The 13,306-nt window shown below is 42.5% G+C and carries 8 protein-coding genes; 4 read left to right on the top strand and 4 right to left on the bottom strand.

What is annotated here, in order from left to right; all coding sequences use genetic code 11:
- The first annotated feature begins 7 nt into the window (after positions 1 to 7).
- Together proB and ACSLGF_RS09950 are read left to right on the top strand one after the other, a co-directional pair.
- Positions 8 to 1,126 carry a glutamate 5-kinase gene (gene proB / locus ACSLGF_RS09945; protein WP_456004875.1) on the top strand — a complete coding sequence of 373 codons (1,119 nt, stop codon included), beginning with the start codon at positions 8 to 10 and terminating at the stop codon, positions 1,124 to 1,126.
- 18 nt (positions 1,127 to 1,144) lie between these two features.
- Entirely contained in the window at positions 1,145 to 2,413 is a 1,269-nt protein-coding gene (locus ACSLGF_RS09950) for a glutamate-5-semialdehyde dehydrogenase (RefSeq protein ID WP_456004878.1), read from the top strand.
- A 62-nt stretch (positions 2,414 to 2,475) separates the two neighbouring features.
- Here ACSLGF_RS09950 and ACSLGF_RS09955 read toward each other — a convergent pair whose 3' ends face one another.
- Positions 2,476 to 3,045, bottom strand: a complete 570-nt coding sequence (locus tag ACSLGF_RS09955; protein ID WP_456004880.1) for a GNAT family N-acetyltransferase — start codon at positions 3,043 to 3,045, stop codon at positions 2,476 to 2,478.
- A gap of 88 nt (positions 3,046 to 3,133) precedes the next feature.
- Between ACSLGF_RS09955 and ACSLGF_RS09960 the strand changes: the two genes are divergently transcribed.
- Positions 3,134 to 3,955 carry a MerR family transcriptional regulator gene (locus ACSLGF_RS09960; protein ID WP_456004883.1) on the top strand — a complete coding sequence of 274 codons (822 nt, stop codon included), beginning with the start codon at positions 3,134 to 3,136 and terminating at the stop codon, positions 3,953 to 3,955.
- 60 nt (positions 3,956 to 4,015) lie between these two features.
- Here the strand turns inward: ACSLGF_RS09960 and ACSLGF_RS09965 are convergent, their stop codons facing one another.
- From ACSLGF_RS09965 to ACSLGF_RS09975, 3 genes are all read right to left on the bottom strand, one after another.
- Positions 4,016 to 5,845, bottom strand: coding sequence for an ABC transporter ATP-binding protein (locus ACSLGF_RS09965; RefSeq protein ID WP_456004885.1), 1,830 nt, complete (start codon positions 5,843 to 5,845; stop codon positions 4,016 to 4,018).
- Positions 5,842 to 7,575, bottom strand: coding sequence for an ABC transporter ATP-binding protein (locus ACSLGF_RS09970; protein WP_456004888.1), 1,734 nt, complete (start codon positions 7,573 to 7,575; stop codon positions 5,842 to 5,844). Before ACSLGF_RS09970 ends, ACSLGF_RS09965 begins: the two co-directional genes overlap by 4 nt.
- Positions 7,576 to 7,669: 94 nt before the next feature.
- Positions 7,670 to 8,572: a LysR family transcriptional regulator gene (locus tag ACSLGF_RS09975; RefSeq protein WP_456004890.1), complete on the bottom strand. Its 903-nt coding sequence runs from the start codon at positions 8,570 to 8,572 to the stop codon at positions 7,670 to 7,672.
- Positions 8,573 to 8,725: 153 nt separating this feature from the next.
- Between ACSLGF_RS09975 and gltB the strand changes: the two genes are divergently transcribed.
- The gene (gltB, locus tag ACSLGF_RS09980; RefSeq protein ID WP_456004892.1) at positions 8,726 to 13,297 is read left to right on the top strand and encodes a glutamate synthase large subunit; all 4,572 of its coding nucleotides are present in this window, start codon (positions 8,726 to 8,728) and stop codon (positions 13,295 to 13,297) included.
- Positions 13,298 to 13,306 lie beyond the last annotated feature (9 nt).

Below are 13,306 nucleotides of genomic sequence, written 5' to 3' on the forward strand. Positions count from 1 at the left end.
TGATAAGGTGTACGCAGATAAAGAGAGAAAACGAATTGTTGTGAAAATCGGAAGCAGCTCTCTTACTAGCTTTCAAGGTGAGATTAGTTTAAAAAAACTAGAAAACCTCGTCAATCAAATTGTGAAACTGAAAGATGAAGGACACGAAGTCATTTTGGTTTCATCAGGTGCGGTTGCAGCTGGTTACCGAAAACTAGGATTTATCGATAGACCCAAAACACTGCCAGAAAAGCAGGCATCTGCCTCAATTGGGCAAGGGCTTTTAATGGAATCATATTCCACTTTATTTTTATCGCACGGTTATATTGCCTCACAGCTTCTCATTACAAGAAGTGATTTTTCAGATGAAACGCGCTATCAAAATGTGCGAAACACCATGAATGTGTTATTAGATAGAGGCATCATCCCGATTATCAATGAAAATGATACAGTGACGATCAATCGGCTCAAGTTCGGGGATAATGATACATTGTCTGCAAAAGTAGCTGGATTAATTGATGCGGATTTCCTTGCCATTTTATCTGATATTGATGGCTTGTATGAAGATAACCCGCATACAAACCCAAATGCGAAGAGAATTCTCGAAGTCACAGAAATCACAGAAGACATCGAAGCAGCTGCTGGAGGTGCAGGAAGCAGCGTTGGAACAGGCGGAATGAAATCGAAGCTCGACGCCTTTAAAATTTCAATGGCCGCAGGCATCAATGGCTTTCTAGGAAAAGCGGATACGCCGCACATTTTAGACAAAGCGATCAATGGCACAGAGGACGGCACTTATTTTACAGCTGATGAAAATTTAGCGCCGCTGAATTATAAGAAGCAGTGGATCGCATTTCATTCTGGACCAAAAGGCGAGATCGTTGTTCAAGAGAAATCACAGGAGCACCTCATGCACCGTGAGAAAAGCCTTGATTCTGATGGCATAGTAGATGTGAAGGGTACGTTTAAAAAAGGCGATGTCGTCCGTATTTTAGATCAAGATAGAAGAGAAATAGGGCTTGGCATTGTGAATTATACGTCTGACGAACTCGCGCTAAACAGTGACTTGTTACAAGATGAAGTTGTTCATGTCGTCGATCTTGAAGCATTTGTTTGTCATTTAGATCTATCTATACCAGTTTGCTAACCAAAAGGGAGGAATTTCATGACACTGACAGCTGAAGTTGTCACATCGGTCAAAGAAAAAGCGAAAAAAGCAAAGCACGCATCAAAAAAACTAGGTTTACTTCAAACAGAGGAAAAGAATGAGGCGCTGCTTAAAATAGCTCAAGCGTTAGAACAACAAAGCAGCTTCATTTTACAGGAGAATCAAAAGGATTTAGACGCAGGAAAAGAAAAGGGCTTCTCTGAGGCATTGATGGATCGATTAATGTTAAATGAGGAGAGAATTCATGAGTTTGCTGAAAGTTTGCGGCTTGTGACGAGATTAACAGATCCTGTTGGAGAAATATTGGATGAATGGACTCTTGAAAACGGCTTACATGTGGAAAGCCGAAGAGTACCGCTCGGCGTGATCGGTATGATCTATGAAGCGAGACCGAATGTCACTGTCGATGCAGCAGGACTTGCCTTAAAGGCGGGGAATTCAGTGATTTTAAAAGGCGGTTCCTCCGCTATTTCTTCCAACAAAGCCATCGTCAGCGTCATTCATGAAGCTTTAGATGATACAAAGATCCCTCGTGATGCGGTCCAATTTATTGAACAAACAGACCGTTCATCTGTTCAAGCGATGTTTCATCTAAAGGAATGGATCGATGTGTTAATTCCAAGAGGCGGGGCTTCTTTAATCAAAACAGTTGTTGAAGAATCAACCATCCCAGTCCTTGAAACAGGAACAGGGAACTGCCATGTTTTTATTGATCAAACAGCGAATATCGATAAGGCCATTGAGATTGTTATCAATGCGAAAACGAATCGTCCAGCTGTGTGTAATGCACTTGAGACACTAATCATTCATCGTGATTGGCTGAAAGAGAATGGCGCAGCATTGAATGAAGCACTGCTTCACCATCACGTCACTGTACATGGCGATCAGGAAGCACAATCTTTCTTTTCAAATGCGGTTCCTGCTGAGGAAGTGGATTGGACAGATGAGTATTTAAGTCTTGATCTTGCGGTAAAAGTAGTGGATTCAATCGAGGAAGCGATTGACCATATTGACCAGTACGGCACAAAACATTCAGAAGCCATCGTGACAGAAGATGAAAAAAATGCACTGACGTTTCTAAACGAAGTCGATGCGGCTGCGGTTTATCATAACGCATCCACCCGCTTTACAGACGGCGGCGCACTTGGATATGGGGCTGAAATAGGCATCTCCACTCAAAAGCTGCACGCAAGAGGGCCAATGGGGCTTCCTGCGCTTACGACAACTAAGCTGCTTTTGTCTGGTGATGGTCAGATTAGAGGCTGAGAAAAAATGTTAAAAACACTACCTTCTTCATGGGGTAGTGTTTTTTAATAGGTTCAATACTTTCATTCGTTTGAACAGTCTTTCTTCATGACTTTCTCAAATTTAAAGAACTCAAATGTCTCAGGTGCTAAAGAGTCATTTTCTTTATCACTGGTATGAGGAAAGTTTGGGTCTGGATGGTGTAAGTGATAGAACTCTACAATTTGAAACCCGCATTTATTGACATAAAAATGAATGTTCCGTTTTTCAAAATAAGGGGTCACAACCTCCCATACTTTGGTTTCTGGATATTGCGCCTCAATAGCTTTCCATGCAGCCTGACCAATGCCGCGGCTGTGTGATGATGAAGAGATGTAAAGTAAGTCAACTGAATTGTGATCTGTTTGTGGGTTGATTTTTAATACAACGCCTCCAGCCTTTTCACCATTTAGCAAAATATGATAAACATGGGCCCCGGCCGCATGAAAAGATTCATCAATCGCTTCATCTGGAGGAATCGGTTCACCTTGTGCATCGCCAAATGCCTCGATCACGCCAGCTGTAAAAGCCTCCTGTAATTCTTTTTTCATAGAAGGGAAATCCTCTTTATTTGCAAGTGATAATGTGACTTGATGTTGAGATGTTTTGTTCATTTTTATATCCTTTCTCCACGTAAGTGGTGTTGCTACATGTTATGATAAAGGATGGAGTAACTCCATAGTCAAGAGAGGAGACATGCAGATGATCAATGATGTCCAAAAAACATTTTTCACTGGAGAATTTGCGAAGTTATTCGATGTGAAGAAAGATACACTGCTTTATTATGATAAAATCGATTTGTTTAAGCCGGCTGGTGTCCATGAAAATGGGTACCGTTACTATACTCTCGAGCAATTTGATCACTTTATTGCCATTCAGTCCCTTCGAGCTGTTCAATTTCCCATTAAAGAGTTAAAACAATACTTTACAGAGCCTTCACAGGATAGACTGCAAAGCCTTGCGATTGAACAAGTCGGAAAGGTCAGGGAGGAAATTCAAAAACTGCAGGATATCCAATCTTTTCTCTTACGTGTGATTGAGACAACGAATGAATTATCATCTGTGAAGACAGGGGAGGTCTTGTTTCAAGAGCTGCCAGAAGAACCGATCGTACTAAGTGCATCAAACCCGATTGATTTGAATACACCCGTAGAAGAAATATCTCGTATTGTAGGAGAGTTTCTAAAAGAAATTGGCATTAAAGGCGCTGCGGCAAATGGTTCCGTTTTAAAAAAGGAGCAGTTCCTTCAGCGTCATTTTCATCAGTCCGATTTGCTGTTTTGCCGAATGGAAGGACCAAATGCAGTCAAAAAACCCGCCGGCCTCTATGCAGTCATGTATCATCAAGGAACATATGAAGAGGTTGAATCTGCCTATTCACGTTTATTAGATGAGATTGAGGCAGGGGAAATGGTGCTAGATGGAGATGTATTTGAGGAGTATTTGCTTCATTCGCTGATCTCTAAAAATGAAGCAGAATACATGACCAAACTCAGTGTAAAGGTGAGAAATAGGTCAGATTGAGAAATGAAAAAAGAGGATAGGCATGCATTTTTTCCATGCTGTCTATCCTCTTCTTTGTTTTTAACCGACTTGATGCTCGGCAAATTGACTCATATATAAGTCAGCATAAAAGCCTTTTTCTTTCAAAAGTTCACTGTGAGTTCCTTTTTCAATGATGGTGCCATCTTTCATGACTAAAATGAGGTCGGCATCCTTGATCGTCGAAAGTCTGTGTGCAATGACGAAGCTCGTTCTGCCTTTCAACAGGTCATTCATTGCTTTTTGAATGTGCATCTCTGTCCGCGTATCGACACTGCTTGTCGCTTCATCTAATATCAAGATCTTTGGATCAGATAAAATCGCACGGGCGATGGTTAAGAGCTGACGCTGACCTTGTGACAGGTTGCCGGCATCTTCTGTTAAGAGTGTGTCATATCCGTCTGGAAGCGTGCGGATGAAATCATCTGCATAGGCATGTTTTGCGGCTTTGATAACATCCTCTTTTGAGACGTGCTGCCTGCCATATGCAATATTGTCGTAAATCGTGCCTTCAAAAAGCCACGTATCCTGAAGAACCATTGCAAATAAATCACGTACTTGCTGACGGCTGAGGTCGGTTGTTTTGACACCGCCAATGCGAATGGAGCCTTGATCTAATTCATAAAAACGCATTAATAAATTGATAATGGTTGTTTTTCCCGCGCCAGTTGGCCCGACAATGGCAACCGTTTGTCCTTCCTGGACATGTAAATTCAAATCTTTAATAATCGGATGATCTTTCTCATATCCGAATTGAACTTGTTCAAAGGTCACATCTCCTGAAAGTGATTCAAGATCAATCACCGCATCCTCTTCGGCACTTTCTTCTTCCTCATCCAGGATTTCAAAGACCCTTTCAGCAGAAGCGATCGCAGATTGAACTAAGTTTGCGACACTTGATGCTTGCACAAGCGGCTGAGACATTTGCTGCGTGTATTGAATAAATGCCTGCACATCCCCAACACGAATATTCCCGTTAATGACAAGAATACCGCCGGCTACACTTACTGCCACATAGCCAAGGTTCCCGATAAAGGTCATCATTGGCATCATTAAACCAGAAATAAACTGCGCTTTCCTTGATGATTCATACAGCTGTTCGTTTAATTGATCAAATGTATCGATCGCTTTCTTTTCATAGCCATACGCACGAACGGTCTGATGTCCTGTGAACATTTCATTAATATGCCCATTGATCATACCGAGCTCTTTTTGCTGCGCCTTAAAATGCTTTTGAGAAAATGACGTGATGCCGCGAATCGCAAATAGACTAAGTGGCAGCGTCAAACAAACAAGCAAGGTGAGTAACGGACTAATGAAAAGCATCATGACGACAATCCCAATGACCGTAATCACAGATGTAATCACTTGGGTGAGTGCCTGCTGAAGCGATGTATTAATATTATCGATATCGTTCATCACACGGCTCAGCGTGTCCCCGTGGGTTGTTTTATCAAAATAACGAAGGGGGAGACGTGTGAGCTTGTCATTTGCTTCTTGCCGTAATTCAGCAATGGTCTGTTGGGAAACACCTGCCATCACGTATTGCTGAACGAATGAAAAGAGAGAGGCAACGACGTATAACAGGACAAGCAGCAATAAAATGCGTGAAATGACATCAAATTGAACGGCTGTCCCTTGTGTAAAGCTTTCAAATAGGGAAGAGGTGGCATCCCCGAGTAGTTTAGGACTAATCACGCTAAAGACGGTTGAACCGATCGCTGCAATCAGTACAAGAATCAGCTGAAATTTCCTCGGTTTTAAATAGCCAGTCAAACGAAGAAGTGTTTTCTTAAATTCCTTCGGTTTTGCAACCGTTTCCTTAGGGTGACCGCCTTTATGTCCCATTCCAGAAGACATTTTCTTACTCATCCTTGGTCCACCTCCTGACCTTCCTGTGATGCGACAATCTCTTGATACACAAGATTGTCCTTTATTAATTGTTCATGTGTTCCGATACCTGCGATTTTCCCTTCATCTAGCACAATGATTTTATCGCTATGCTTCACTGTACTGATTCTTTGGGCGACAATGATAAGGGCTGCATGCTCTTTTTCGGCTTCTAATGATGCCCGAAGCTTCGCATCCGTTTTGTAATCAAGTGCAGAGAAACTATCGTCAAACAGATAGAATGAGGGCTTTCTGACAAGTGCTCTTGCAATGGAAAGCCGCTGCTTTTGACCACCAGAGAGATTTGATCCACCTTGGTCTATCTCAGCATCGATTCCGCCATCTTTCTGCAAAACAAATTCCTCAGCCTGTGCGGTTCGCAGCGCTTTCCAAATGTCTTCATCGCTTGCATCCTGCCGGCCAAAGCGCACATTATCGGCAATACTTCCGCTGAATAAAACGGCTTTTTGAGCGACATAGCCCATCTGACTTCTTAGTTTTTCTTGGGGCAGCTCTCTGATATCTACACCATCTAGTGTAATCCGTCCTTCTGTCGCTTCGTAAAAGCGTGTCATCAGCTGGAGGAGAGTCGTTTTCCCGGAACCCGTACTTCCGATAATGGCAGTCGTTTCACCAGTTTTGGCTTCAAACGTAATATGTTGAACGGCCGGTTTCTCAGCATTTGAGTAATAAAATGAAACATCCTCAAAGCGAATGGATTGTGCGGGTTGATGAAGCTTGGTAACAGACTCTTCTTTGTCTTTAATCTTCGGTTCCGTGTTTAACACTTCGTTCATGCGTTTAGCTGATGCCTGTGCTCTTGGGACCATAATAAAGCTCATTGACAGCATAATGAGTGCCATTAAAATCATCATGGCATATTGAATGAAGGCAATGAGATTCCCAACTTCCATCTCTCCGGCATCAATCCGGTTTGCACCAAGCCAGACAATGCCAATATTCGTGAAGTTCATAATGATGAGCATAAATGGAAACAAGTATGCCATTAATCTGTTGACCTTGAGCCCGGTATCCTTATAGGATGTGTTGGCTTCTTGAAAACGTGCCTTTTCATCATCGACCCGGTTAAAAGCTCGAATGACCCGGATGCCAGAAAGAGATTCTCTCATAATTAAATTCAGACGGTCCGTTTTTTTCTGAAGTTGGCCGAATAGCGGTATGGCTTTTCTTGAAACCAAATAGATAAACCCGCCAAGCAGGGGAAGAGCTGCTAAAAAAATAAGAGACAGGACAGCATCTCTAGAGACAGCTAAAATAATTCCGCCCACAAGCATGAGAGGAGCTCTCGTCATCATTTGTAAGATCATGATCGTTACATCTTGGACTTGTTTCACATCATTTGTTGATCTTGTAATAAATGAAGACGTCCCGATCTTTTGAAATTCTTCTAGTGAAAATTGTTCGACATGAACGAACAGCTGTCTTCTCATATCACGGCCGAAGCCAAGTGCAGTCTTTGATGACAGGTAAGACTTCCAAATCGTGAGCAAGATGGCAAGTAAAGAACAGGCAACCATCCAGCCGCCAACCTTCCATATGTAAGCGATATCTCCTTGTACGATCCCGACATCTACGATATCTGCTGTCAAAGTCGGTAAATACAGCTGGAGCATACTGCTTAAAAAGGTGAGGATGACAATGGACACAACGGATAGCCGATATGGCTTTAAAAACGATAAAATTGATTTCATACGAATACCTTTCTTCCATATAGTCTGTTGTTCTGTAACCCATCATATACAAAGAGGAATTATTTCTACAAATGAAATGTCTTGTTTTAATGGATTATTTATATTGTTCAATTTTTGAAAAGAAATCCTTTACAAACACATAGAAATCATGTGCAGATGGAGACATCTCTCGAGACTTAGACGCGATAATACCAACGGTTCTTCTCACTTGCGGAAAGTCGATCGGAATTTTCACTGTAAATCGTGGTGTTGTTTCATAAAAGGCACTCTCGGGTAATAAGGTAACGCCCATATCAGCTGACACGAGACCTTTAATGGCATCCAAATCTTCTCCTTCAGATGAAATGGTTGGCTCATAGCCTGCCTGCTTACAAGCATCTACCGCAATTTGTCTCAGCACATACCCTTCAGGAAATAAAACGAAATGATCCTTTCTTAAATCACTTAAATGAATACTCCTTTGCCCGCTAAAGGGGTGGCTAAAAGGCAAAAGGGCATAAATGCTTTCTGAAAACAAAATATTTCCTTCTATTTGCGGATCGTTTGTCGGTACAGGTCCTAAAAAAGCGAGATCAATATCTCGATTTTTTACAGCTTCAATGAGAAATTTATAGGATCCTTGACGAAGTAAAAAATCGACCTCTGGATATTCCTGCTTAAATGCAGATATGACAGAAGGAAGTACTTGGCTTGCTAGACTTGTAGGAAAGCCAATATTCACCGTTCCTTTGTGCGGGTCTAAGTATTCATCAATTTGCTCTTTTGCGTAATCAATGGCCTTTAGTGCAGTTCTGACATGATCTAAAAATTGTCTGCCAATCTTCGTTAATTTAATATTTCGTCCTTCTCGTTCGAATAAAGCGACTCCAAGTTCTTCTTCTAAATTGGCAATCTGCCGGCTGATGGCAGATTGGGCAACATGTAAGTTTTCAGCCGCTTCTGACACGTGTTCACGGTCCGCAACTTCTACAAAATAACGTAACTGACGAAGCTCCATTTTTGCACTTCACACCCATCTATCTCAAAAAGAGATTGTTTTGATCTAAATTATATATTGTTTATATTAATTTGAAAACTTAAAATAAGTTACAGAGTTTGTGAGATTTTATTACTGTGAAAAAACGGATCTTTTAAACGGGGGAGAGAAACGATGACTTATAATCAACTACCACAACCACAAGGTCTCTACCGTCCTGAATTTGAACATGATGCATGTGGAATCGGACTGTACGCCCATTTAAAAGGGGAGGCGACACATAGCATCGTCAAAAAGGGATTACAAATGCTGTGCCAGCTTGATCATCGCGGCGGGCAAGGCAGTGATCCGTATACAGGTGATGGTGCTGGCTTAATGGTACAACTGCCAGACGCATTCTTTAGAAAGAACTGCAAAGAATTTGTACTTCCTGAAAAGGGCCGTTACGGGGTAGGAATGGTCTTCTTTTCAAAAGATGATGATGAAAAAACGCGTCAAGCTATCGAGCAGAAAATCAACGGGTTCATTAAACAAGAAGGTCAAACATTAATTGGCTGGAGAACGGTTCCTGTCGATGCTGGGAAAATTGGTACTGTTGCAGCGAAGAGCTGTCCGGTTGTCAGGCAAGTCTTTATCGGGGCAAACGACAACGTAACAGATCGTTTGTCATTTGAAAGAAAATTATATGTTATTCGTAAGCAGGCTGAAAACTGGGGAACAGCAGAGGAAAAACAATTTTACTTTGTCAGCCTATCAAGTCAGACCATTGTATATAAGGGGCTTTTAACGTCAGATCAAGTCGATGCTTTTTATCTTGATCTTCAGGATGAAACATTTGTTTCTGCATTTTCGCTTGTTCATTCAAGATTTAGTACAAATACATTCCCTACATGGGAAAGAGCCCATCCAAACCGTTACTTAATTCACAACGGAGAAATCAACACACTAAGAGGAAACATCAATTGGATGAGAGCAAGAGAACAACAATTCGTGTCTGAAGCCTTCGGAGAAGATCTAGACAAGATTTTGCCAGTGCTGAATGCAGACGGAAGTGATTCATCCATTTTAGACAATGCCTTTGAATTTTTTGTACTTGCAGGCCGTACTCCTGCTCATACAGCCATGATGCTCATACCTGAGCCTTGGACTGAAAATACGCACATGTCGAAAGAGAAACGGGCATTTTATGAATACCATAGTTCTTTAATGGAGCCTTGGGACGGGCCAACAGCGATTTCTTTTACTGACGGTAAACAAATTGGGGCCATCTTAGACCGAAACGGATTAAGACCGGCAAGATACTATGTCACAAATGACGATCATATCATTTTCTCTTCTGAAGTCGGCGTGATCGACACCAATGAAGAAGATGTCAAATATAAAGACCGTCTTGAGCCGGGCAAAATGCTGTTAATCGATTTAGAAGAAGGAAGAATTATTTCTGATGAAGAAGTGAAATCGACGATTGCGAATGAGCTTCCTTATCAAAAGTGGCTCGATGAAGAAATGGTCCACGTCAATCGCTCTGAAGAAAATTCAGAAAATTCTAGTATAATGGAGGATGTATTGACACGTCAGCGTGCTTTCCATTATACGTATGAAGACATTCAAAAGTATTTAATTCCTTTACTAGAGGAAGGCAAGGACCCCATCGGTTCAATGGGTAGTGACACACCGCTTGCTGTGTTATCAGATCGTGCGCAGTCTCTTTTTAACTATTTCAAACAGCTGTTTGCACAAGTGACGAATCCGCCGATTGATGCGATTCGTGAGCAGCTTGTGACATCAACCATGACTTGGTTAGGTGCTGAGGGAGATATTTTACATCCAAATGAATATTCATGCCGAAGAATTAAACTTTATACACCGGTCTTAACGAGCGGGCAATTTAACGGCTTGAAAACGATTGTTCACAATGCCTTTAAAAGCAAAACGATTCATACACTTTTCACCGATGATCTAAAACGCGGGCTGGATGCGATGTTTGAAGAGGCGGAAAAAGCCATTCGCGCGGGCGTATCTTTATTAATTCTTTCAGATCGTGAAATGACGGAAGAAAAAGTGCCGATTCCACCACTTCTTGCGTTAAGTGCACTTCACCAGCATCTTGTGCGTCAAGGCTTACGAACAAAGGTGAGTCTGATCGTCGAATCTGGAGAAGTAAGGGAAGTCCATCATTTTGCTGCACTGATTGGCTATGGAGCAGATGCGATCCACCCTTATCTGGTCTATGAAACGTACAAACAGCTCATTGAAGAAGAAGCGATCTCCATCAGCTTTGATGAAGCTGTCACAAAGTTTGGCAAAAGCGTGACCGAGGGTGTAGTCAAAGTCATGTCTAAAGTGGGTATTTCCACTGTGCAAAGTTATAGAGGGGCGCAAATCTTTGAAGCCGTCGGCATTAGTGAAGACGTCATTCAGGCGTATTTTACAGGAACAGCTTCGCAGCTTGGCGGTATCGATCTTGACACCATTGCTAGTGAGGCAAAGCTTCGTCATGAAGCAGGGTATCAGGCAGCTACTGACCAAACACTCGAATCAGGCAGTGAATTCCAATGGAGAAAAAATGGAGAGCATCATGCCTTTAATCCAAAAACGATTCATACCCTTCAGTGGGCATGCCGCAACGAAGATTATGACCTATTCAAGCAATATACAAAGGCAGCGGATGAAGAAAGAATTGGCTTCCTTCGAAATCTATTCGCTTTTCATCCAAAACAAAAGCGAGTTTCTCTTGAAGAGGTAGAATCTGCTGAATCGATTGTACGCCGCTTTAAGACGGGTGCGATGTCATTTGGTTCATTAAGTAAGGAAGCGCATGAGGCACTTGCCATTGCGATGAACCGAATTGGCGGTAAAAGTAACAGCGGGGAAGGCGGCGAAGATCCTGCTCGCTTTACAGTAGATGAACGCGGCGATGATCGCAGAAGTGCGATCAAACAAATTGCTTCTGGCCGCTTTGGGGTTAAGAGTCATTACTTGGTTAATGCAGATGAACTGCAAATTAAAATGGCACAAGGAGCAAAGCCTGGAGAAGGCGGACAGCTTCCGGGAAATAAAGTATATCCTTGGGTCGCCGATGTACGAGGTTCTACTCCAGGTGTCGGCCTGATTTCACCACCACCGCATCATGATATTTATTCCATCGAGGATTTGGCTCAGCTGATCCACGATTTGAAAAACGCTAACCGTGATGCTCGCATCAGTGTCAAGCTTGTGTCTAAAGCTGGCGTTGGCACGATTGCAGCAGGTGTAGCAAAAGGTACTGCGGATGTCATTGTGATCAGCGGATACGATGGCGGCACAGGGGCTTCGCCGAAAACAAGTATTAAACATACAGGACTTCCTTGGGAGCTCGGTTTGGCAGAAGCGCATCAAACCCTTGTCTTAAACGGTCTTCGCGAGAGAGTGGTTCTTGAAACTGACGGAAAGTTAATGACAGGCCGCGATGTTGTCATGGCTGCGATTTTAGGAGCAGAAGAATACGGCTTTGCGACAGCTCCACTAGTCGTTTTAGGCTGCGTGATGATGAGAGCATGTCATTTAGATACTTGCCCGGTCGGTGTTGCGACACAAAATCCAGAGCTTCGTAAAAAATTCATGGGTAACCCTGATCACATTGTGAACTTCATGATGTTTATTGCAGAGGAAGTAAGAGAAATCTTAGCTGAACTTGGCTTTAGATCAATGGATGAACTAATTGGGCGCACAGACGTTCTAGCGGTCAGTGAACGAGCAAAAGCTCACTGGAAAGCAGGACAGCTAGACCTTGAAACACTTCTTTATCAACCAGAAGGGGCGCGAACGTTCAGAACACCGCAAAATCATAAAATTGATGAATCACTTGATATGAATGAGATCCTCCCTTATGTACAGGAAGCGCTGAATCATCAAACACCGGTTGATCTATCACTAAACATTCGCAACATCAACCGTGTGGCCGGAACGATTACTGGCAGTGAAGTGTCTAAGCGCTACGGGGAAGAAGGATTACCAGAGGATACGATCACACTGCGTTTCACTGGTTCAGCTGGACAAAGCTTCGGCGCATTTGTGCCAAAGGGCATGTCCTTATATTTAACAGGTGACTCAAATGACTATATCGGCAAAGGACTCTCTGGAGGCAAAATTGCTGTCAAAACCTCTGATCACTTTGTGCAAAATGGACATGAAAACGTGATTGTTGGAAACGTCGCATTCTATGGTGCGACAAGCGGAAAAGCTTATATTAACGGGCGTGCAGGTGAACGATTTGCTGTTCGTAATTCAGGTGTCAATGTGGTCGTTGAAGGAATCGGGGATCACGGCTGTGAGTATATGACTGGCGGACGTGTTGTGATTTTAGGGAACGTCGGGAAAAACTTTGGCGCAGGCATGTCTGGCGGTGTGGCTTACGTGCATACATCTGATGCGAAGCAGTTCAAAAGAATGTGTAACATGGAAATGATCATGTTTGAAAAGCTTACAGATCATGAGGAAGAACAAGAAGTGAAGCAAATGATTAAAGAGCATCTTGATTATACAAACAGCTCAAAAGCATCAGCACTTCTAGAAAACTGGGCGCAAGAAAAGGACCAATTCATTAAGATCATTCCGAGAAATTACAAAATGATGCTTCAAAGCATTGAAGAACAAAAACAAGCGGGTCTCAGTCATGAAGAAGCAGTGATGTTCGCTTTTGAAGCAAATACAAAACCGAAAAATAAAGAAACGGCAAACGGGCAAAAAGCAGCCCTCGCTCATTAAGAAAGGGGA

This window comes from Bacillus sp. A015, from assembly GCF_053851875.1.

Coding starts and splice junctions, on each gene's coding strand:
- ACSLGF_RS09975 (WP_456004890.1), bottom strand. CDS start 8,572: ATGGAGCTTCGTCAGTTACGTTATTTTGTAGAAGTTGCGGACCGTGAA.
- ACSLGF_RS09955 (WP_456004880.1), bottom strand. CDS start 3,045: ATGAACAAAACATCTCAACATCAAGTCACATTATCACTTGCAAATAAA.
- ACSLGF_RS09970 (WP_456004888.1), bottom strand. CDS start 7,575: ATGAAATCAATTTTATCGTTTTTAAAGCCATATCGGCTATCCGTTGTG.
- ACSLGF_RS09965 (WP_456004885.1), bottom strand. CDS start 5,845: ATGAGTAAGAAAATGTCTTCTGGAATGGGACATAAAGGCGGTCACCCT.
- ACSLGF_RS09960 (WP_456004883.1), top strand. CDS start 3,134: ATGATCAATGATGTCCAAAAAACATTTTTCACTGGAGAATTTGCGAAG.
- gltB (WP_456004892.1), top strand. CDS start 8,726: ATGACTTATAATCAACTACCACAACCACAAGGTCTCTACCGTCCTGAA.
- ACSLGF_RS09950 (WP_456004878.1), top strand. CDS start 1,145: ATGACACTGACAGCTGAAGTTGTCACATCGGTCAAAGAAAAAGCGAAA.